The organism is Algoriphagus resistens, from assembly GCF_001442615.1.
In the GTDB taxonomy this organism is placed as follows: Bacteria; Bacteroidota; Bacteroidia; order Cytophagales; family Cyclobacteriaceae; genus Algoriphagus; species Algoriphagus resistens.
Window position 1 is genome coordinate 1 of the sequence record NZ_LMXN01000025.1, and the last position, 20,610, is coordinate 20,610.

Here is a 20,610-nt window from a genome sequence, read left to right on the forward strand (position 1 = left end):
CAATTAATCTTTTGTCGCAAAATCCGGATAAGCACGCATACTGTGCTCGTTGATATCCAAACCTTCCGTTTCTTCTGCTTCATCTACTCTGATACCTACTGTCTTCTTCATGACAAAGAAAATTACCCAAGCAAACGCGGCGCAGAAAACCCCAACTGACACAACACCGATCAGTTGAGATATAAACTGGCTCATACTGGCCAAGTCTCCGAAGATCCCAACTGCCAATGTCCCCCAGATACCGCCTACCAAGTGAACTGAAATCGCTCCTACCGGATCATCCACTTTGATTTTGTCAAAGAAAACGACTGCAAAAACGATCAAACCACCACCTATCAGTCCAATAATAATCGAGGAACTAACCCCCATTTGATCAGCACCTGCAGTAATTCCCACCAAGCCTGCCAAAATACCATTAAGCACCATGGTGATATCATAAGTCTTGAACATCAGATACGATACTATCAAAGCACCGATGGCTCCGGCTGCTGCTGCCATAGAGGTCGTCACAAATACTTTAGAAACTAATCCCGGATCAGCACTTAGAACAGATCCACCATTGAATCCAAACCATCCAAACCATAGTAAAAACACCCCTAACGTGGCCAGTGGAATGTTATGGCCTGGAATAGCAGTCATTCCACGCGAGGTATATTTCCCGATCCTAGGTCCCAAAAGTGCTGCGCCAATCAAAGCACCCCAACCACCTACAGAATGGACAATAGTAGAACCAGCAAAATCGTAAAATGGCGTTTCTAGGGTATTAAGAAATCCTCCACCCCACTTCCACATGCCTACAATTGGATAGCAAATAGCTACATATAATATAGAGAAAAAGATAAATGGCCCGAGTTTCACTCGCTCGGCAACCGCTCCAGAAACAATAGTGGCAGCAGTAGCAGCGAACATTGCCTGAAAAATAAAATCAGTAAAGAAGGTATATCCTTCATTGTAATTACTTGTATCCCAACCTTCTGGAAGGGTTAGCCCGAAGCCTGCAAACCCGAAGAAAGAGCCTGCATATTCAGCGCCGGGGTACATCAGGTTGAATCCGACAAAAGCGTATGTCAAAAGTCCAATCGCCGGAATTATTGTGTTTTTGAAGAGAATGTTAACGGTATTTTTTGAACGGGTGAGTCCAGCTTCCAAGCTGGCAAATCCCAAATGCATGAGGAAAACCATAGTGGTGGCGATCATCATCCATAAATTGTTGACGGTAAATAAGTCTTGCATTTGATAAAATAGGTTCGGTGAATTAAGTGAATATGATTAAAGTGCCTGCTCTCCGATGTCGCTGTTTCTGATACGATACGCATCCAACACGTCATAGACGAATATCTTCCCGTCTCCTACCTGACCTGTTTTCCCTTCGGTCAGGATGCAGTTGATCACTGGCTCCACCAACTCTTCTACTGTGACAATTTCAATCTTGGTTCTGGGAATGTACGCCGGCTCATAAGGCACTCCGCGGTACATTTCCTGTCTGGCGTGCTCCAAGCCCATCCCTTTCACTTCATAAAATGTCAGAAACTTTACACCAAGTGCAGCCACACAAGTGTGGATCTGGTCAAAGCGTGAAGTCCTGATAATCGCTTCTATTTTTTTCATTTTTTCAATGGGTTTAATGGTTTTTTGAGATTATGGCATAAAACTAAACAGAAAATTAAATAAATAGCATGATAAGGGTAAAGTTTTACCCACATATTCGATTTTTTAGTAGTTTTTTAAACAGTAGAGACAGTAATACACCCTATTTCTTCCAGTTAACACTTAAAATATTTGAATACCGGTTCATTTTAAAACTAACACCTATTTATAAAACAGTTGTATTCTCTTGTCGTCCTGACATAAAAACTTAATTTTGCCAACGTTTTAAGAACCTTACTATGAACCAGAAACCAACCTTATTAGTACTAGCAGCAGGAATGGGTAGCCGTTACGGTGGAAATAAGCAAATCGATGGATTTGGCCCAAGCGGAGAGACTATTCTTGAATATTCAATTTTTGATGCAATCAGAGCCGGATTCGGCAAAGTTGTATTTATAGTACGTGAAGAAATTCTTGAGGTAGCTAAGGAGAAATTCCTCCCTAAGCTTCAAGGCAAAATCGAAGTTGACTTTGTAATCCAATCGCTGGACAGCTTTGTTCCTGCAGAATTGAAGCAAGCAGAGCGCAAGAAGCCATTTGGGACTGCCCATGCTGTTCTATGTGCAAAACATGCGATCAAAGAGCCTTTCGCTGTGATCAATGCAGATGATTTTTATGGAAAAGAAGCTTTTGATGCCATTGGCAAATTTCTCATCTCTGATGTGAAACCGGATCTTCATGCGATGGTGGGCTATGCGATCCAAAATGTGCTTTCTGAAAATGGCACCGTGAGCCGTGGAGTTTGTCAAACCAATGAAAAAGGCCATCTAATCGGAATGGTAGAACGAACTTCTATAGCCCGTGAAGGTGACAAAATAGTTAGCAAGGGCGAAGATGAAGTATTGGAAATAGCCGAAAACACACCGGTAAGTATGAACTTCTGGGGTTTCCACCAGGAAGTATTTTCAGATATTGAGAAAATGTGGAATAAATTTCTTCCGGACAACCAGGACAATTTAAAGTCTGAATTTTATATCCCAACAGTAGCCAATAATCTGATAAAGGCAAACGAAGCAGTATTTGATATTTTGGAAGGCGGCAAAATCTGGTTTGGCGTCACCTATACAGATGACAAACCTGTGGTGATTGATTCTTTGAAAAAGTTACATGACACCGGAGAATATCCAGTGGATCTATGGAAATAAATTAAAGGGGCTTCGGCTCCTTTTTTATTCCTCAGTTTTCGTTGTTCCTTCTACTATGGAAAAGAAAATTACCTCGGAATCCAGCTCAGATAAAATCTTCTTCGACCGCTCAGGCCTGGCGTCAGTTAAAAAAATCTGCCCAAATGTGCGCTGGGAAATCAACCTCATCAGTTGTGCAATTCTCAGATCATCCAGCTTGTCAAAGATATCATCCAACAGCAGAATCGGTTTCTCTCCTTTTTCTTTCTCAAAAATATTAAACTGAGCAAGTTTAAGTGCTATAATATAGGATTTCTGCTGGCCCTGGCTTCCAATCTTCCGTATGGGATGCCCGCCAATTAAAAAACCAAAATCATCTTTATGAATTCCGGCGTTACTGTTCTTGGTTATCAGATCCTTTTTCCGCAAGCTTTTGAAATATTCTTGAAAATCTTTCCGCAATGCTTCTGTCTCATAAATCACAGTGACGGGCTCTTGACCTTGGGAAATCTCTGAATAGTGACTTTGTAACAAAGGAGCCATTTCTGCCAAGAGCTCATTTCTTCGGGAAGCAAGTACTAGACTGAGCTTGATCAATTCCGAATCATAGTTATCCAAAAGCATCAAATCTTGTCTCCCCGTCTCTGCAAACTTCTTCAGCAAGGCATTGCGCTGTTTCAAAAAATGATGATATCTGATCAGCTGATCCAAATATGCGGGATCCAGCTGGGAAATCAGTCCATCAAAAAACTTTCTTCGTCCATCACTTCCTCCCTTGATCAACTCTGTATCATCGGGAGCAATTAATACTAAAGGAATAAGCCCTACGTGCTCAGAGGTTTTGGCCAATGCCTTTCCATTTTGATAAATCTGCTTCTTTTTCCCCAATTCTACTGTGCACCTTACCTCAAGCTGCTTTACTTCTGCAAGTTCAAACTCACCTTTGATCGCAAAAAAAACTTTCTCGTGTTGGACATTCAGACTGTCACTGGATTGTACTGAGCTTTTGGTCAAGGATAAATAATGAATCCCGTCCAGCACGTTGGTTTTCCCACTTCCATTCAAGCCTACAAAGCAATTGATCTCAAGGGAAAATTGGAGTCGGGTCTTCTCATGGTTTTTAAATTGTAAGAGTTCGAGAGACTTCAGGTGCATGAGATTGGGTAATTATTTCGAAGGGAGCCTGTTATTTAGGGCGGGTTGATTATATTTGGAACCTAAATTTAGCATATTTTCATCATTACGATATGGCAAAAAGAACTGCAGCAACTAAGTCCAAAGTAAAATATTCGAAGGAAACGTACACCTTTTGGTACGAGAGCATGCTCTTAATGAGGAGGTTTGAGGAGAAAGCTGGACAACTATACGGTCAGCAAAAAATCAGAGGATTCTGTCATCTATATATTGGCCAGGAAGCTTGCGCTTCTGGAGCTATTTCAGCGTTGACCAAAGACGACAAGTGGATAACCGCATATCGTTGCCACGCTCATCCGCTTGGATTGGGCACTGATCCCGGCGCTGTCATGGCAGAGCTTTTTGGTAAAGCAACTGGAACAACCAAAGGAAAAGGTGGTTCTATGCACATTTTCGACAAAGAGAAAAACTTCATGGGAGGCCATGGAATCGTAGGGGCACAAATTCCTATGGGTCTAGGAATGGGATTCGCAGAAAAATATAAAGGCACCAAAAACCTGGCAATATGCTACATGGGAGATGGAGCCGTTCGCCAAGGAGCTTTTCATGAAGCATTAAACTTGGCTATGCTTTACAAAACTCCTGTGATTTTCGTAATTGAAAATAACGGCTACGCAATGGGAACGGCAGTAAAGAGATCATCTAATGTGGAAGATCTTTCTACTTTGGGAGAATCTTATGACATGCCTTCTTTTGCAGTAGATGGAATGAATGTAGAAGCTGTACACGAAGCAGTGGCAGAGGCTGCAGATAGAGCGAGAAGAGGTGATGGCCCGACTTTGCTTGAAATGAGAACTTACCGTTACAAAGGGCACTCCATGTCCGACCCTCAGAAGTACAGAACCAAAGAGGAAGTGGAGGAATACAAGCAGCGTGATCCAGTCGAGCAGGTACTATCTACAATAAAAGAAAATAATATCCTAAGCGAGGAAGAGATCGAGGAAATCGTGAAAGGCGTAAAACAAAAGGTAACTGATGCAGTGAAATTTGCAGAAGAATCCCCTTGGCCTGATGGTCAGGATGCTTTCAAGGATGTATATATCCAGGAAGATTATCCATTCGTAATGGAATAAACCAACAAAATCCTTACGTCTTAAAAGCCATGAAGACAGAAAGCTTTCATGGCTTTTTTATTTGGCTTTGAGGAAATTATAAAAACCGTATATTTGCGGCTGAAAATTGAGTAGCATGGCAACAAAACAAACTAAAAGAGTACATCCTGATCATCACAATGATATTTTGGAAGATCCTTCCGAGATAGCATCAAGATTGGGCAGAGGTGAGGCTTTTTTGAAGCAGAATAGTAAGATACTGGCTGGTATATTAATTGCAGCAGTGATATTGATCGGGGGAATTTTATTTTTCCAGATCAACACACAAAACCAGAATGAGAAAGCGCAGAAGGAAATGTTCCAGGCTGTGTATTTCTACGAGCAAGACAGCGTACAGCTTGCTTTGAATGGAGACGGTATCAATGCAGGCTTACTCAACATAGTAGATGATTATCCGAGAACAGATGCGGCAAACCTTGCTCATTTCTACATCGGTTCTATTTATCTTTCTGAGAGAAAATACGAAGAAGCCCTGGCAGAATTAGAACAATTCTCCGCTGATGATTTTCTGGTACAGGCGAAAGCCTATGCCCTCATTGGTGACGCTAATATGGAGCTAGGTAAGCTAGACAATGCAATCACTAATTATAAAAAAGCTGCAGAATATGATGAAAACAAGTTTTTCACCCCAAAATATCTAACTAAACTCGCTATTGCTTACGAAGCTGCAGGAAAAACAGCTGAAGCTATCGATGTATATGGCCAGATTGAGGAAAAATATTTCGAGTCATTCGAATTTGCTGCAGCACGAAAACATAAAGCCCGCTTAGAAGGTCTTGCCTCTAAGTAATGCTTTTCGAATAGCATTCTAAGAAGAGTAAGGCCCTGTGGTCTTACTCTTTTTTTGTTTAAACCAATTCTATTTCCTAAAGCACCCTATTCCTAGTATGTATTGATCAAACAGTTCTAGAATCCGCAACCTTATTCTCAATAATTGATGCTTGATTCTTACTCTTGGTTCTTTAATCTAAAATTTAAAAAACAATCCTATATGGCAACTTCTCTAAAGAGCTTAAGTGCTCACTCTTCCAAAAATATACAGGATATCAGTGGCAAAACGTTCGCAGTCATCGTTTCTGAATGGAATGAAGATGTAACTGAAGCGCTCTACTCGGGTGCATATCAGACACTTTTGGAAAATGGAGCTAAAAAAGAAAACATTATCCGCAAAAATGTTCCGGGTTCATTCGAACTGACACTTGCTGCCCAATGGCTAGCTCAAAAAGAAAACATAGACGCAGTGATCTGCCTCGGCTGTGTGATCCAGGGTGAAACCAAACATTTTGATTTCATCTGTGATGCAGTTGCCCATGGTATCACCAATGTGGCTTTAAAATATAACAAACCAGTCATTTTTGGAGTGTTGACACCAAATAACCAGCAACAAGCCATGGATCGAGCAGGTGGAAAACATGGCAACAAAGGTGACGAAGCGGCAATCACAGCAGTGAAAATGCTCGGATTCTAAAAACAAAAACCTATGAACCTATAATACAGACCTTATGAAAATCATGAAATTTGGAGGCACATCTGTGGGCCGTCCAGAACGCATGCATCAGGTAAAAGACCTGATCACACGTGGTGAAGAATCAAAAATAGTAGTCCTTTCAGCTCTTTCCGGTACCACCAATTCCCTGGTGAATATTGGGGAGGCATTAGCAGCTGCGGATAAAGTACTGGCAAAAGCTAAAATCGATGAGCTTCATACGCATTACAATGAGTTTTATCCTAAGCTTGTCACTACCGAAACCGCAAGAAAAAAAGCCCAAGAAATCATCAAAGAACACTTCGAGTTTCTCAATATCCTGCTAAAAATCTCCTTTAATGAGGCTATCAACCGCGATATTCTAGCTCAGGGAGAATTACTTTCTACTAAGCTTTTTTATACGCTATTGGAAGAATTGAAGATTCCTGCGGTATTCTTATCGGCGCTGGACTTCATGAGTATAGATGAAAATGCTGAACCGGAATTGCAAAAAATCTCAGACAGATTGAAGTCAATTCTAGCGCAACATCCTGAAGATACTATTTTCATTACTCAGGGATTTATTTGCAAAAACCATCTAAATGAGGTCGACAACTTAAAGCGGGGGGGAAGTGATTATACAGCTTCGTTGATAGCCGCTGCCATCCAGGCTACCGCCTGCGAGATCTGGACTGACATCGACGGTATGCACAATAATGACCCGCGTATTGTGGACAAAACCCGCCCAATTGCAGAAATGTCATTTGACGAAGCTGCCGAGCTTGCCTACTTCGGTGCCAAAATCCTGCATCCGGCATCTATCTGGCCTGCCCAGCAATTCAACGTCCCTGTGAAGCTACTCAATACCATGGATCCGGAAGCCAACGGCACGCTGATCAAAGCAAAAGTAGAGTCAATAGGAGTAAAAGCCATTGCAGCAAAAGACGGAATCACAGCGATCAAAATCAAATCAAGCAGAATGTTGTTGGCTTATGGTTTCTTAAGAAAGGTATTTGAGATCTTCGAGAAATATAAAACTCCCATTGACATGATCACCACTTCCGAAGTGGCTGTATCGGTAACCATTGATGATTTGAGCCACTTGGAGCATATTCTGGAAGAACTTGGTACATTCTGCAGTGTGGAAGTTGACCGTGACCAGACAATCATCTGTATCGTAGGAAATATGGTTTCGGAGAGCAAAGGAGCTATTCAATCTGTCATCGATTCTTTGATAGAATATCCAGTAAGGATGGTTTCCTTTGGAGGGAGCCGCCACAACGTTTCGGTTCTAGTGGATTCCAAATTCAAAAAAGAGGCACTTCAAAGCCTCAATCAAGACCTATTTACTTGGTAAAAATGATAGCCGGCCTAGAGCCGGCTATTTTATTAAGACTGATTCTTATTACTTTTGGGGAATGTCAGTGGAAAACGATAAACCAGGCTTTCTTCAGCGCCTACAAACAAAGTGGAAATTAGATAGCCTGCTTCAGGTCGTATTGGTTTTGGTGGTTTTTGCATGCACCGGCTTTACAATACTTTTTATTAAAAACCCCGTTCTGGATTTTTTTGGAGTGGAAAAAGGAGGCTTTATCAACACAATTCTTTATCTGCTTTTGGTTTTACCGCTTTACCAGATTTTCCTGCTCATTTACGGCTTTATTTTCGGCCAGTTCAATTTTTTCTGGGAAAAGGAAAAGCAGATTTTCAGGAGAATCGGAAGGATGTTTTCGAGAAAAAAATAATTATTTTCATTGCAGGAGCCCATGAAGATTTTCGCAGAGCGTGCAGTTTATAGTTGGTTAGAAATGTAAGAGTTAACTCAACATTTTAATTTTCAAATCGTCTAATCCACTTAAGAAATCCTACTCCAATTTACAGCGGTTTTTTTCTGCTGCTTGATTTGTCTTAGAATCGGAGCATTTCCAGGCTGAACCAACTCAGGATCTACAGCCAATAGTTGCTGAGCTGCATCCCTGGCCAAAGTCAATATCGGAGCATCTTTGCTCAGATCTGCAATCAGCAAATCGGTTATCCCGCTTTGCTGGGTTCCCATCAGATCCCCAGGACCACGCAATCGCAAATCCACATCTGCGATCTCAAAACCGTCATTGGTACGAACCATTGTTTCCAATCGCACCCGAGAATCCTTAGAAAGCTCATACTTGCTCATAAGAATGCAATAACTCTGCTCAGCACCTCTACCTACTCTTCCCCTCAACTGATGCAACTGAGACAGTCCAAAACGCTCCGCGTTCTCAATGATCATGACCGAAGCATTGGGCACATTCACGCCCACTTCGATCACCGTCGTCGCTACCATGATCTTTGTTTCACCTTTGACAAAACGCTGCATTTCGTATTCCTTTGCATCGGCCTTCATACTGCCATTTACTATGCTGATCGGATAGTTTGGAAAGGCACGGGAGATACTTTCATAGCCGTCCATCACATTTTTCAAATCCATCTTTTCGGATTCCTCGATCAGAGGATAGACGATATAAACCTGCCTGCCCTTTTTTATTTCCTCATTGATAAAGCCAAATACCTTCAACCGGTCTTTGTCATAGCGATGTACTGTCTGAATCGGCTTTCTACCCGCAGGCATCTCATCGATCACCGACACGTCCAGATCTCCATAAAGTGTCATCGCGAGGGTTCGTGGAATAGGCGTGGCTGTCATGACCAGTACATGTGGGATGAATTCTTCATTCTTTGCCCAAAGCTTGGCCCGCTGAGCCACCCCGAATCTGTGCTGCTCATCCACGATGGCCAGCGCCAGGTTTTGAAACTGGACCACATCTTCCAAAAGCGCATGGGTACCGATCAAAATCTTAAGTTCACCGGAAAGCAGCTCCTCATGGATAACCTTACGTGCGGATTTCTTGGCTGAACCTGTCAGCAAAGCAATCTTCAACCCCATCATATCGGCAAATTCCTTCAACCCCACATAATGCTGTGTTGCCAAAATCTCTGTGGGAGCCATCAGGCAAGCCTGTGCACCAGAACTGATCGCTATCAATGCACAGATAAATGCCACCATAGTTTTTCCACTCCCCACATCCCCCTGGATTAGGCGGTTCATTTGCTTACCCGACTTCAAATCACCATAGGCCTCTCGGATTACCCGTTTCTGTGCATTGGTGAGTTCGAAGGGAATGTGATTGGTATAAAATTCGGTCAGCAATTCGGCATTATTCAATACCTGCCCATGGAACTTCTCTGTTCTAGCCACTTTAAGCGTGAGCAGGCGGAGTTGCAAATAGAAAAACTCCTCAAATTTCAAACGTCTTCTAGCCCGTTGCAGAAGAGTGGGATCGGTGGGAAAGTGAATCTGCCGGATCGCTTCTTTTTTCCCGATGAGTTGATATTGCTGCAAAATCTCATCGGAAATCGTCTCCTGAATATGTGGAAAACAAACCTGAACCAGCTGCTCCATGATTTTGGAAATCCCTTTGGAATCCAAAAACCTTGTTCTTAGCTTTTCAGTGGTGGAGTAAATTGGTTGGAAGTTGTTCCTTTTCTCATTGGCGGTGGTCAAGGGCTCCATTTCAGGGTGCGCTATGCTCCACTTTCTGCCAAATTGTGCTGGCTTTCCCAGAAAGACATAAGCCGCACCAGGAGCAATATTCTTCTGAACCCAGGCTATTCCCTTAAACCAGGTCATTTCCATTTCCCCTGTTTCATCCGCCACATGAGCTATCAGGCGCTTTTTATTGCCCATCCCCACCAATTCTACCTTTCGGATTTTAGCAATCACCTGTACAGATTCCATTTCCGAATGAAGCTCCCGGATCTTAAAAAATTTGGTCCTATCCTCGTACCGAAATGGATAATGCTGTAGCAATTCTCCAAAGGTGAAAATATTCAACTCCTTGTTGATCAGAGCCGCGCGCTGTGGGCCAACTCCTTTGAGAAATTCTATCTTGGTGTCAAAAAAACCGGACAAGGAAAATTGATTTTACGGGTTAGGACAAATTAAACCCACTCAGCCCAATTGCCAATGAAAATTGACCGGAATTGTCTGAATCTCTTTCAAGCTTGCGTGACCGACCTCCATATTTCTTCCAATTCAGGCCGACATGCCTGAAGACTTTGTAGCAAAATCATCTGATTTTTTGCCCTGTGAAAATTCTGCTCAGGATAATCTACTTTGTAATATACATTACCCTGAAGGTGGTCTGTAAAAAAGCGAAGTCCCATAATGCAAGTCATTACCTCTCCGGCGAGTATCAGTGATCTGGTTTCTTCCTCTGTGGTCAAGTTTTTCACTCCTTCCCAATATCCTTTCAATAGTTGCTCGAAAACTGGAATTTCTAGTTTAATAGCTTTCCAGTTCTGGCTGGTCTCTGATTCAGAACAAGCTACTGTACGTACCAAGTCACCAAAGTCATACATCAAATATCCGCTCATCAGTGTATCCAAATCCACCAGAGCCTCCACTTTTTTGAGATCGTGTGAAAAAATCAGGTTGTTGATTTTGGTGTCGTTGTGTGTCAACCGATTCGGCAAAACGGCTTGATATTCTTTATATGCAGCAATCAGCTCAATTTGCCCTAAGTAAAAATCTAATAGCTGCTGATCTTCAGATGATATATTTCCTATTTCACTTGTCACTTCCCAAAGCTTTGCAAAACGTAAATCCAGCCGGTGAAAATCAGGAATACATTCCTGCAATTGATCTGTGTCAACGTCTTTTCCCCATTCAGCAAAAATCCCATAAGCCTTAGCGGCTACGTAAGCTTGATCGAGGGCAGTGATTTCCTGGATTGTCTTGCCCGGGACAAATTCAAACAACCGAAAAAAACGGCCGCCCATCGTTGTAATTAACTTATTATTTGAGTTTACTATCGGTAAGGGAAGCTGAAATGGCAGAAAGGTATCATTGCCCTGCGATTTCACTAATCGCTGATTATGGGAAATACGCTCAGGAAATTGGAACACACTCGTGTTGAATTCCTGCAGAATAAAATTAGAATCACCTGACTCTATTAAATAGGTGCCGTGGATCAATCCTGCTCCGAAGGTCTGAAATTCAAAATCTTCAAAAGAGTTAAACGTGTAATTGGCGAGTATCTCAGCCATCTGTTCCTTAATCATGGCCCAAAGCTATATCATCGTTTTTAAATCCGGATTATTAGGTACAAAAAAACAGACCATTATGATTGGTTTTTATTATTCAGCACGAATTTAAGCCTTCATATCACCTTACCGCACGGTAAGGATTTCATTTTTGGGAAGAAAATCGCATTTTATTTGGGAAATAAGCTGATTTGCCAAAATTCTGAGCAATCTTCAACAAAGTCTTTTCCTCTTTGACAGAAAATAAATACATTAGCAAAATTTATTATTTAAGTAGAAGTCATTTTCTGAAAAAAATTAAAGAATACATTAATCCCATACGCTATGAATGTAACCTCTATTGACTGGGCGATCATTGCCGCATTCTTTGTCATCTCCCTTTTAATAGGACTTTATACCTCTAAACAAGCAGGATCTTCTGCCAAAGAATTTTTCCTTTCCGGCAGAAACATGCCTTGGTGGTTATTAGGTGTCTCTATGGTTGCAACTACTTTTTCTGCGGATACGCCCAACTTGGTGACAGATATCGTACGGAAAAACGGTGTTGCAGGTAACTGGGCTTGGTGGGCTTTCTTGCTAACAGGGATGCTTACCGTGTTTGTCTATGCCAAATTATGGAGGCGATCTGAGGTTACGACCGATCTGGAATTCTATGAATTAAGATATTCTGGCAAAGGGGCCGCTTTTTTGAGAGCTTTCCGTGCTATTTATCTTGGTGTATTCTTCAATGTGGTGATTATGGCAACTGTCTCTCTCGCAGCGATCAAAATCGGTGGTGTAATGCTGGGACTTAGCCCAATTCAAACCTTATTGATTGCCTCTATAGTCACTGTGGTTTACAGCTCTCTTGGAGGTCTAAAAGGAGTTTTGCTAACAGACTTCTTCCAGTTTTTCATCGCAATGATAGGCTCTTTCGGTGCGGCTTACTTTATCATTGACCTACCTGAGATTGGCAGTTTGAATAATCTATTGACACATGAAAATGTAGCGGGTAAACTTGATTTCCTTCCGGATTTCTCAGATCCGAATGCCTATATCCCTCTTTTCCTGATGCCAATCGCTATCCAGTGGTGGGCCACTTGGTATCCAGGGGCTGAGCCTGGAGGAGGGGGATACATTGCACAACGTATGCTTTCTGCCAAAGACGAAAAGCATGCGATCGGTGCCACCTTGTTTTTTAATATCGCCCACTACGCAATGCGTCCATGGCCTTGGATTTTGATTGCACTTTCATCTTTGATTATTTTCCCAAATATCTCGGATTTACAAACTGCATTTCCAAACATCCCCGTAGATAAATTAGGAGATGATTTGGCATACTCGGCTATGCTGACTTTTCTGCCTACAGGGTTAATCGGCATTGTACTGGCTTCCCTGATTGCTGCTGTGATGTCTACGCTTTCCACGCACCTGAACTGGGGATCATCCTATATAGTAAATGACTTCTACTTGAGATTTTTGAAGCCAGAAGCTTCGGATAAGGAATTGGTCGCTGTAGGCAGAATCTCTACAGTGCTTCTTATGGTTTTTTCTGCAACTTTAGCACTAGCGCTATCCAGTGCATTGGATGCATTTAATATTCTCCTTCAAATCGGTGCCGGAACCGGCCTAATCTTTATTCTTAGATGGTTTTGGTGGAGAATCAATGCCTATACAGAAATCTCTGCCATGGCGATATCCTTTGTAGTAGCCATTTTCTTTGAAGTGATCAATCCAAAGGTCGAATGGATCATGATTCCTGAAAATCAGGCGTATCTTAAACTTATCTACAGTGTCAGTATCACCACAGTAGGATGGTTGATCGTTACCTTCATGACTGCTCCGGAAAAAGACGAAGTACTGCTTTCTTTCTATAGAAAAGTAACTCCTGCCGCATTGGGTTGGAAGAAAGTACTCGATAGATATCCAGCCGAAAAGCAAGTAATTGGCCAACTTCCGAAAGAAATCGGCCTAATGATGATAGGATCGGTGATGATCTATGCCGCCTTATTTTCCACAGGGTTCTTCATCTACGGAAATATGATGGCCGGATTTATTGCAGGGGCCATTGCTGTGATTGGCGGGATAGTTATTATCCTATCTTGGAAAAAGCTGAGTTAATCAACAAATTTTACTGAATTCATCAAGTGGGCCATGTCCTCCTTGATGAATTCTATTACAGGAGCCAGCGAGTCATTTTTCATAGCTGTATTGAAATATAAAGCACCTCTGAGGAAATTCTCTGTGGAGTCAGTTACAAAAAACTGAAACTGCGTAGGTACTTCACCAGTAAGCTCAGCTACCACGCCTGTATATCCTTCGGGGGTTAAGAGCACGACTTCCTCTATCCCATAAGCTTTGACTTGATGTTGGGAAGTTAGACGAAAAGCATCACTGGATAATTGTCTGAAATTGACTTTATCCCCGTCGATTCGTTTATAAGTCAAATGCACTTTTGCACCAAAATCAGAATAGTTCAAATTGATCCAGGCTTCTTCTTCTATATTGAAAGAATCAGCTTCCACTTTCGAGTAACTTGAATAATCGATTTGATAAGGGTATCCCTCGGACAATCTCTCGAAAGAATGAGCTGGTAAATCAATACGGTTATAGCCGGGCGGTTTTGGTAAATAGGTCTCTCCACAACCAACTATAGCAAGCAAGAGCAAACTGATCCAAAAATTTTTTCTCATGGTTTAAAATTAGACAAAGTGTTTGATTTGGTTTGGGAATACCTGAAATTTAAACAAATAACCAATCTTTATACAGATGAAAAAAGCACTACAACCCCTTCTTTGCGGCAGCTTGATAGTTGCCCTTTTTATGATGGCATCTACTTCAGTTTCAGGCCAAACCACCAAAGCTGAATTTATGAGCAAGTGGAAAAACAGTAAACAATTCACGATAGACGTGCTGAATAAAATGCCTGATTCGGGCATGGATTACAAAACCGATCCAGCGGCCATGTCATTCAAAGAGCAGATCCATCACATTGGAAATGCAATTGTGGGAATTTCACAAGGATTCTTAAAAGGCGGAGATCCGGGATTTACTATTGATCTGGCTACTGCTTCTAAAGCTGATTTGGCTGACTATGTAGCAAAATGCTACGATTATGGCACGTCTACTATGGAAGCCCTTTCGGATGCAGATGCAGGGGAGAGTATTGAAGTATTTGGGACTAATGTAACTAGACGTCAGGTAATGGCTTTGCTCATGGATCATTCTACTCACCATAGAGGTTCAGCTATTGCCTACCTAAGGGTTGAAGGCGTTGAGCCCCCTGCATTCGTAGGTTTCTAAGAAAAAGTAAATACGCGAAAAAAAAACCGGCGATGAGATCAATCATTACCGGTTTTACGCGTTTTTTTACTCTCTGATCCAAGCAACCTTTTCATTCAAACTTTCTCTTTTGCCCTCTGGCCAAGCATCAGATGCTGGCTTTGCCACATAGAAAAAACCCATCAACGTGTCTTCCCCTTCTAATCCAAAGTCCTCCCTGGCTTCTTGCCAGAAAGTAGGCCCACCCGTCCCCCAATACGCGGCTAATCCATGAGCAGAAGCAGTCAGATACATATTCTGCACTGCCATAGATACTGCGGCGATCTCCTCCATCAATGGAATGCCCGCAGATCTTTTTAAAATGATAGCGATCATATGCGATGCTTTCAGGGGTTGCTGCTTAAACTTCTCATACGTAGCTTCCAGAAAGGGAGTGCCGTTCTTCTCCGCACGTAGCTTATACAGGTCAGCCTGATAGTCCGCAAATTTCTTCAGTCCATTACCTGTGTACACAATAAATCTCCATGGCTGAGTCATTTTATGTGTTGGTGCCCAGCGTGCATTTTCCAACATCTCTTCGATGACGGAATCTTCCACAGGGTCATTTTCTTTAAATTGCGCTGCGAACATGGATCTGCGTCCACGTATAATTTTATTTACTTCTTCGACGTTGAAATCGGGCTTTTGCATAAAAAGGAATAGTATTTAATTAGTGTATTGAATGTGATTAAGGATTATTAATCAACAAAAGTTTCCTCAATCTCAGATTTACATTTTCCAAAAAACATTAAACCTTTACTCGAGTTTTCCTTCTAATAGCTGCTTTCTCAACATAGGATCAAATTTCTCAATTGCATACCTCAATGCAGTTCGGGGCATAGTTGTATAATGTTTTTCCAAAAATCCCATTTCCACTTCAAAATCCTTATTTCCAACTTCTCTCAGCATCCAGCCCACAGCTTTATGAATTAAGTCATGAGGGTGAGAGATCAGCTTTTCAGCCAAAGCCAACGCCTCATTATAAAATCCTTTTTTGATCCAATAATAAGAACTGATCATGGCCACCCGCTGCCTCCAAAGGTGATCTGTTTCTGCCAATTGGAAGAAAATATCCTTCTCGCGATGCAAATAAAAATGCCCCAGAATATGATGGCAAGAACTGTCTACAAGATCCCAGTTATTCACGTAATCAAGCTGGGATAAATAGAAATCCACTAGCTTTTTTCGCTCTAAATCATTTTTTGATTTTTGGTAGCGGTATACGAGAATATAAATAGCAGTGAGCCTTACCTCATGATATACATCATGAAAAAGCTCCTCTACCTCATCAAGATCAATCTCCTTGAAAACTGTTTTTGCCAATTTCCTTTGCTGCGGAACTGTGACTCCAAGAAATTGGTCTCCCTCGCCATATTCCCCTGGGCCTGCTTTAAAAAAACGCGGAAAAAATACCGCTTTCTCCGGAATAGCCTTATCTATAAGTGACGCTTTGATTTGCTCAGTTAATAAACTCATAGATAAAAGTAAAAAGTCTATCCTTTTTTCCTAAAAATCATCTCCTCCAAAATCATCTCCCCCTTCTCTTCTGCTGTTATTCTCACCATTTTTTTCTTTAAACCCTCCAAATCGATAGGTAAATGATAGGGTTCCAACCCTGGACTCACGCTGAAACACACGCTCTTCGTCAAATCGTGGATTGCTCGTGGTGATCCGGAATTTACGGGTGTTTGAAATATCGCTTACACTGAGCGCTACCGTGCCTTTTCCTTTGAAGAGATCTTTGCGGATCCCTAGATTCATGCTGAACTGGGGTTCAATCTGGCCCTGTGGGAGCACGATAGGACCACGGTAATTACCCTGAGCTTGGACGCTAAACCAATTTGGGATCAGCCAATTTGCCAACAAGTTAAGTGTCCAGCTAAAATTTTCATTGCTGAAATCTTCTTCAATATTCTCCGCATTAATTTTAGAATAGAAAAGATTGCCTGTCAAAGTCGCATCCAAATTTTTGAAAATCTGAATCTGATTGATCAGTTCAACCCCCGTACTCGCCCGGGTATCTGCATTTTCACGACTCTGTATGGCCACATTGTCGTCAGTCAGCATTGTGATCCGCGTCTCTACATCCGTGCTATAGCGATGATACACTGTAGCATTCAGCAGGTATCTTTCCCAACCTTTCATGTATCCGATTTCATAGCTGTCTGTGAATTCGGGTTGCAGATAAGGATTACCTATACTGAAATTATACTGATCACGCACCCGGTAAATCGGTGCAAGATCCCAAATACTCGGTCTGGAAATTCTCCTGGTATAGTTGAGGGTAAGCTCATTTTCCGGTGCGATAGTGTAGGAGAAAAATGCACTTGGAAAAAGGTTAAAATAATCATTTGGAATACTTTCCTCATTTCGGACAGTTTCTCCCAATGTCTCTGTGTATTCACCTCTCAGTCCCAATTGATAGCCAAACTTGCCTATGGTATTTTTATAGGTAAAATAAGCAGCATAAACACGCTCATCGAAATCAAACGTATCCGAGAGAGAATCAACTTCCTCCGGAATAAAATCAGTGAATTCATCTCCCTGAGCAAATTCCTGGCTCCATTGCCAATTGCCTAATGTAGCCTTTAAACCGGTTTCAATGGAACTACCGTTTTGATGTGGTTTCTCATAATCTACTTGAGCTACATAAAGGTTGCTGGATCTCGGTCTATCATTTGTCTGAATCAGTCGCTTGGTAGGATCCGAAGTACCTCTTTGGTCAAAATATTCCTGATTGGAATGATCTTTCTGCTCCCTCTCGTCGTAGGAGTATGAAAGTGTAGCGTAGAGCTTTTGCCCTAACGAATCAATGTCCCAGGTATAATTAATCCCTCCTTCATAGTTTGCGCTGTTGCTCCATTCCTCATTTACACGCATGAAACTGGAATCCACCGCACCCGCACTGCTCAGGTTCAACTGGGTGACATCAGCATATTCGATCTCATCGTCAAAATTTCCCTGAAAATAAATCCCCAGCAATCCTCTATCAGAAACATTATAATCTACCCCCGTTCGGATTAGGTGGGTTTTTTCTACTTCATAGCCATCCTGAACTTGTTCAAGTCTTGGAGAAAACCCATTTAGGTAATTATTTCTACTTCCTTCACCATTTTCAAGCTGCCGTCTGTCTTGCCAATTATATGACGCGTAAAAATTAGCTTTTTCAGTACCATAATTGAGGTTAAGCCCAGCTTGATATTTCTCCCGGGTGCCAATGGAGGCATTTACCTGACCATTGAATCCGGTTTGTTCATTTTTCTTCAAGATGATATTAATAATCCCACCGACACCTGTCGCATCGTAGCGCGAGGAAGGATTGGTGATCAGCTCTACAGATTTGATACTATTTGCAGGGAACTGGGCAAGGATACTTTCTGCATCGTCTCCTGAAAGATTAGACGGTCGTCCGTTGATATAAATCAGGATATTTCCACTACCTCGCATGGTAATCCCTCCCTCATCGTCCACCTGTATGGATGGTAAGGTACTCAGTAGCTGTGAAGCTGTCTGTCCTTCTGCCACGATGCTGTTTTCAACATTGTAGGTTCTCTTATCTATGTCTGATTCAAACATGGAAGTGATACCTTCTACTATCACCTCATCCAAATTCTGGGCATCTTCCTCCAGCGTTATAGTACCCAGATTCACCGAGTTTCTAGTTGAGGTGAGGGTGATTTTTTCATAAAATTCCAAATAGCCAATGAAACCAACTCTCAAAATGTAATTTCCCGCAGTGGCAGAAAACTCAAAACCTCCATCTAGGTCACTCATACCTCCGCTCACTACTACCGAGTCGCTCGGATGCAGCAATGCGATGTTTGCAAACTCCAGCGCAGTCTCACGCTTGCCATCCATGACCTTGCCCTTTACCTTAATTTCCTGGGCAAAAAGATCAATCGATGGCAGGGTGAATAATATCACCAATACAAAAAGGAGGTATTTTTTCATGGTTATAGCTGGTCTAAGGGCTTTTCAAAAATCACAAAAAAATGCAACTTGCATTTAACTAATTAAATACCAATTCATTACATTTTAATCTCATATTATAAACCCATAAAAATGTCTAAGGTTTAGCTTTTCGTTTAATACTTTACTTAAGAATAAAAAGCTTGATGATTTGGCAATAAGCTATATTCGGATTGACACGCAGTTATTCAAATATAAATTTGTGCAATTTTCCTGCAATACAATTATTTACTTATCTCAAAATCAGCCTTATACCTCCTGCAACTGACCGACAAGGAAACTACTATTTTTATATCTTTAGAAACCGGCGACTTGATAGCAGTATTGGATAACAATGAAGAATTATAGCTAGGGCTTGCAAGAACTAATAAATAATTTTCTGAAAAATCGAGCACGACACACGTGCTACAACAGGGGTATGATATCCATCTGGCGAGCTAATCCCGAATGGTAATCGGGATTAGGTATTTGGCCGAAACATTCGGATGCAAGTACGTTGAGGACTACCTTTCAACGGATGTAAACAGGAGTTGAATTGAATATTGCGGACGATGGAAGTAGATTTGATTTCCCCGAAAAGCTGAACTACTTTCAAAACCTAAGTGTAAAGTCCTGAAAGAAAGGATGGTTTCCATTCCGGGAAGCATGAAAGTAACCAGTGAAAAGGTATAGGGACTAATTTAAGATTTATGGTCTATGTCTAATCAAAAACCAACAGTCATCATAGCAGATGATCATCCAATTTTAGTAAAGGGATTGTACGATTTCCTTAGTGAAAGTGGATTTGACGTCGTTGGCATTGCTCAAGACGGTCAGACTGCGCTCGACCAAATTATAAGATTCAAACCTCAACTTGCTATTTTGGATATGGAAATGCCTAATAAAACCGGACTGGAAATAGCTTCAGAATGTAAAAAATTAGAAATCCATACCAAAGTAATTCTACTCACACTTCATAAAGAACTTTATCTCTATCATCAGGCAAAGCAATTGAACCTTTCCGGGTATATCCTAAAGGAATCTGTCCTAGAGGATCTTTCAAAAGCGATCTCTATAATTTTGGGAGGAGGGCAATTCTTTAGTGAGAAAATTTTTGAAGGGATGAAAGAAAGCAAGTTTCAATTGAATGAAAATGCATTAACATCTTCAGAGATAAAAATTCTCAGGTATATAGCGGAAGGATTTTCTACCAAGGATATTGCAAAAAACCTTTATATCTCCGAGCGTACTGTTGACAAGCACAGAAGCAATATGATTAACAAGCTACAATTAGAGAAAAAGCATAATTCCTTGCTGATATGGGCTCAAAAAAATCGAGATATTATAGATTAACCGAAGTTCTCAGTATTTCAAGAAAAAATACGTGTTTCTACGTATTGAGCATTCTTGTGTTAATCGCTAAGTTTGATTAATAATTTCAACAAACCAATTTTTTGTACTATGCAGATATATAGCATACTAGGGGATTTCAAAGTAATCCAAACCATAAAAAATCGTGATGAACTCCTTATCCTTGGTACTTATAAAGACTTGGGGCGAGTTTTTGATAGCAATAGGATTTTTCTTTTCAATCCAAGTGAATCACTTTTCGGAATCTACCTCTGTAAACAAGAGTGTGCTGAATTCATGAACAACATAATTCAGGATATTGATTACCATGAATGGGAGGGGCTTAAAATTGAAAAATCCGCCTATAAAAATCAAATCCAGGCATAAG

General features: G+C 41.3%; 19 protein-coding genes. 10 read left to right on the plus strand and 9 right to left on the minus strand.

From position 1 onward, the window contains the following. Positions 1 to 3: 3 nt before the first annotated feature. Positions 4 to 1,233 (minus strand): ammonium transporter, encoded by a 1,230-nt coding sequence (locus AS141_RS24935; protein ID WP_057940440.1) that lies wholly within the window; start codon positions 1,231 to 1,233, stop codon positions 4 to 6. A gap of 36 nt (positions 1,234 to 1,269) precedes the next feature. Further along, a complete protein-coding gene (locus AS141_RS24940; RefSeq protein WP_057940441.1) occupies positions 1,270 to 1,608 on the minus strand; it encodes a P-II family nitrogen regulator in 339 nt (112 codons plus the stop codon). A 278-nt stretch (positions 1,609 to 1,886) separates the two neighbouring features. Here AS141_RS24940 and AS141_RS24945 point away from each other — a divergent pair, with 278 nt between their 5' ends. Beyond that, positions 1,887 to 2,792, plus strand: a complete 906-nt coding sequence (locus AS141_RS24945; protein WP_057940442.1) for a sugar phosphate nucleotidyltransferase — start codon at positions 1,887 to 1,889, stop codon at positions 2,790 to 2,792. Between the two features lie 24 nt (positions 2,793 to 2,816). Here AS141_RS24945 and recF read toward each other — a convergent pair whose 3' ends face one another. Then, positions 2,817 to 3,926 carry a DNA replication/repair protein RecF gene (recF, locus tag AS141_RS24950; RefSeq protein WP_057940443.1) on the minus strand — a complete coding sequence of 370 codons (1,110 nt, stop codon included), beginning with the start codon at positions 3,924 to 3,926 and terminating at the stop codon, positions 2,817 to 2,819. 92 nt (positions 3,927 to 4,018) lie between these two features. Here recF and pdhA point away from each other — a divergent pair, with 92 nt between their 5' ends. From pdhA to AS141_RS24975, 5 genes are all read left to right on the plus strand, one after another. After that, positions 4,019 to 5,038: a pyruvate dehydrogenase (acetyl-transferring) E1 component subunit alpha gene (gene pdhA, locus AS141_RS24955; protein WP_057940444.1), complete on the plus strand. Its 1,020-nt coding sequence runs from the start codon at positions 4,019 to 4,021 to the stop codon at positions 5,036 to 5,038. 115 nt (positions 5,039 to 5,153) lie between these two features. Next, on the plus strand, positions 5,154 to 5,867 hold the full coding sequence (locus AS141_RS24960) for a tetratricopeptide repeat protein (protein WP_057940445.1): 714 nt from the start codon (positions 5,154 to 5,156) through the stop codon (positions 5,865 to 5,867). Between the two features lie 201 nt (positions 5,868 to 6,068). Further along, a complete protein-coding gene (gene ribH, locus AS141_RS24965; RefSeq protein WP_057940446.1) occupies positions 6,069 to 6,545 on the plus strand; it encodes a 6,7-dimethyl-8-ribityllumazine synthase in 477 nt (158 codons plus the stop codon). A 34-nt stretch (positions 6,546 to 6,579) separates the two neighbouring features. Next, on the plus strand, positions 6,580 to 7,899 hold the full coding sequence (locus AS141_RS24970) for an aspartate kinase (RefSeq protein ID WP_057940447.1): 1,320 nt from the start codon (positions 6,580 to 6,582) through the stop codon (positions 7,897 to 7,899). 61 nt (positions 7,900 to 7,960) lie between these two features. Next, positions 7,961 to 8,287: a DUF6787 family protein gene (locus tag AS141_RS24975; protein WP_057940448.1), complete on the plus strand. Its 327-nt coding sequence runs from the start codon at positions 7,961 to 7,963 to the stop codon at positions 8,285 to 8,287. 110 nt (positions 8,288 to 8,397) lie between these two features. Here AS141_RS24975 and recG read toward each other — a convergent pair whose 3' ends face one another. Both recG and AS141_RS24985 read right to left on the minus strand, forming a co-directional pair. Beyond that, entirely contained in the window at positions 8,398 to 10,491 is a 2,094-nt protein-coding gene (gene recG, locus AS141_RS24980) for an ATP-dependent DNA helicase RecG (RefSeq protein ID WP_057940449.1), read from the minus strand. Between the two features lie 86 nt (positions 10,492 to 10,577). Beyond that, positions 10,578 to 11,642, minus strand: coding sequence for a phosphotransferase enzyme family protein (locus AS141_RS24985; protein WP_057940450.1), 1,065 nt, complete (start codon positions 11,640 to 11,642; stop codon positions 10,578 to 10,580). A 306-nt stretch (positions 11,643 to 11,948) separates the two neighbouring features. On the opposite strand from AS141_RS24985, the gene AS141_RS24990 reads away from it, so the two are divergent. Next, the gene (locus AS141_RS24990) at positions 11,949 to 13,724 is read left to right on the plus strand and encodes a sodium:solute symporter family protein (protein WP_057940451.1); all 1,776 of its coding nucleotides are present in this window, start codon (positions 11,949 to 11,951) and stop codon (positions 13,722 to 13,724) included. On the opposite strand, the gene gldD is transcribed toward AS141_RS24990, so the two are convergent. Then, a complete protein-coding gene (gldD, locus tag AS141_RS24995) occupies positions 13,721 to 14,296 on the minus strand; it encodes a gliding motility lipoprotein GldD (RefSeq protein ID WP_057940452.1) in 576 nt (191 codons plus the stop codon). The genes AS141_RS24990 and gldD overlap by 4 nt on opposite strands. A 76-nt stretch (positions 14,297 to 14,372) precedes the next feature. Here gldD and AS141_RS25000 point away from each other — a divergent pair, with 76 nt between their 5' ends. Beyond that, positions 14,373 to 14,906 (plus strand): DinB family protein, encoded by a 534-nt coding sequence (locus AS141_RS25000; RefSeq protein WP_057940453.1) that lies wholly within the window; start codon positions 14,373 to 14,375, stop codon positions 14,904 to 14,906. A 66-nt stretch (positions 14,907 to 14,972) separates the two neighbouring features. Here AS141_RS25000 and AS141_RS25005 read toward each other — a convergent pair whose 3' ends face one another. The 3 genes from AS141_RS25005 to AS141_RS25015 all read right to left on the minus strand — a co-directional run bounded on the left by AS141_RS25005 (position 14,973) and on the right by AS141_RS25015 (position 18,875). After that, complete coding sequence (locus tag AS141_RS25005; protein ID WP_057940454.1) at positions 14,973 to 15,575, minus strand: nitroreductase family protein; 603 nt, start codon at positions 15,573 to 15,575, stop codon at positions 14,973 to 14,975. Between the two features lie 105 nt (positions 15,576 to 15,680). Next, on the minus strand, positions 15,681 to 16,400 hold the full coding sequence (locus AS141_RS25010) for a DNA alkylation repair protein (RefSeq protein WP_057940455.1): 720 nt from the start codon (positions 16,398 to 16,400) through the stop codon (positions 15,681 to 15,683). Between the two features lie 30 nt (positions 16,401 to 16,430). Next, a complete protein-coding gene (locus tag AS141_RS25015; RefSeq protein ID WP_057940456.1) occupies positions 16,431 to 18,875 on the minus strand; it encodes an outer membrane beta-barrel family protein in 2,445 nt (814 codons plus the stop codon). Between the two features lie 714 nt (positions 18,876 to 19,589). Here AS141_RS25015 and AS141_RS25020 point away from each other — a divergent pair. Both AS141_RS25020 and AS141_RS25025 read left to right on the plus strand, forming a co-directional pair. Continuing rightward, entirely contained in the window at positions 19,590 to 20,225 is a 636-nt protein-coding gene (locus AS141_RS25020; protein WP_057940457.1) for a response regulator transcription factor, read from the plus strand. A 108-nt stretch (positions 20,226 to 20,333) separates the two neighbouring features. Continuing rightward, positions 20,334 to 20,609 (plus strand): hypothetical protein, encoded by a 276-nt coding sequence (locus AS141_RS25025; protein ID WP_057940458.1) that lies wholly within the window; start codon positions 20,334 to 20,336, stop codon positions 20,607 to 20,609. Position 20,610 lies beyond the last annotated feature (1 nt).

Excerpts from the sequence above, each read along its gene's own strand:
- AS141_RS24935 (WP_057940440.1), bottom strand. The coding sequence starts at position 1,233 with ATGCAAGACTTATTTACCGTCAACAATTTATGGATGATGATCGCCACC.
- AS141_RS24940 (WP_057940441.1), bottom strand. The coding sequence starts at position 1,608 with ATGAAAAAAATAGAAGCGATTATCAGGACTTCACGCTTTGACCAGATC.
- AS141_RS24945 (WP_057940442.1), top strand. The coding sequence starts at position 1,887 with ATGAACCAGAAACCAACCTTATTAGTACTAGCAGCAGGAATGGGTAGC.
- recF (WP_057940443.1), bottom strand. The coding sequence starts at position 3,926 with ATGCACCTGAAGTCTCTCGAACTCTTACAATTTAAAAACCATGAGAAG.
- pdhA (WP_057940444.1), top strand. The coding sequence starts at position 4,019 with ATGGCAAAAAGAACTGCAGCAACTAAGTCCAAAGTAAAATATTCGAAG.
- AS141_RS24960 (WP_057940445.1), top strand. The coding sequence starts at position 5,154 with ATGGCAACAAAACAAACTAAAAGAGTACATCCTGATCATCACAATGAT.
- ribH (WP_057940446.1), top strand. The coding sequence starts at position 6,069 with ATGGCAACTTCTCTAAAGAGCTTAAGTGCTCACTCTTCCAAAAATATA.
- AS141_RS24970 (WP_057940447.1), top strand. The coding sequence starts at position 6,580 with ATGAAAATCATGAAATTTGGAGGCACATCTGTGGGCCGTCCAGAACGC.
- AS141_RS24975 (WP_057940448.1), top strand. The coding sequence starts at position 7,961 with ATGTCAGTGGAAAACGATAAACCAGGCTTTCTTCAGCGCCTACAAACA.
- AS141_RS24985 (WP_057940450.1), bottom strand. The coding sequence starts at position 11,642 with ATGATTAAGGAACAGATGGCTGAGATACTCGCCAATTACACGTTTAAC.
- AS141_RS24990 (WP_057940451.1), top strand. The coding sequence starts at position 11,949 with ATGAATGTAACCTCTATTGACTGGGCGATCATTGCCGCATTCTTTGTC.
- gldD (WP_057940452.1), bottom strand. The coding sequence starts at position 14,296 with ATGAGAAAAAATTTTTGGATCAGTTTGCTCTTGCTTGCTATAGTTGGT.
- AS141_RS25000 (WP_057940453.1), top strand. The coding sequence starts at position 14,373 with ATGAAAAAAGCACTACAACCCCTTCTTTGCGGCAGCTTGATAGTTGCC.
- AS141_RS25005 (WP_057940454.1), bottom strand. The coding sequence starts at position 15,575 with ATGCAAAAGCCCGATTTCAACGTCGAAGAAGTAAATAAAATTATACGT.
- AS141_RS25010 (WP_057940455.1), bottom strand. The coding sequence starts at position 16,400 with ATGAGTTTATTAACTGAGCAAATCAAAGCGTCACTTATAGATAAGGCT.
- AS141_RS25015 (WP_057940456.1), bottom strand. The coding sequence starts at position 18,875 with ATGAAAAAATACCTCCTTTTTGTATTGGTGATATTATTCACCCTGCCA.
- AS141_RS25020 (WP_057940457.1), top strand. The coding sequence starts at position 19,590 with ATGTCTAATCAAAAACCAACAGTCATCATAGCAGATGATCATCCAATT.
- AS141_RS25025 (WP_057940458.1), top strand. The coding sequence starts at position 20,334 with ATGCAGATATATAGCATACTAGGGGATTTCAAAGTAATCCAAACCATA.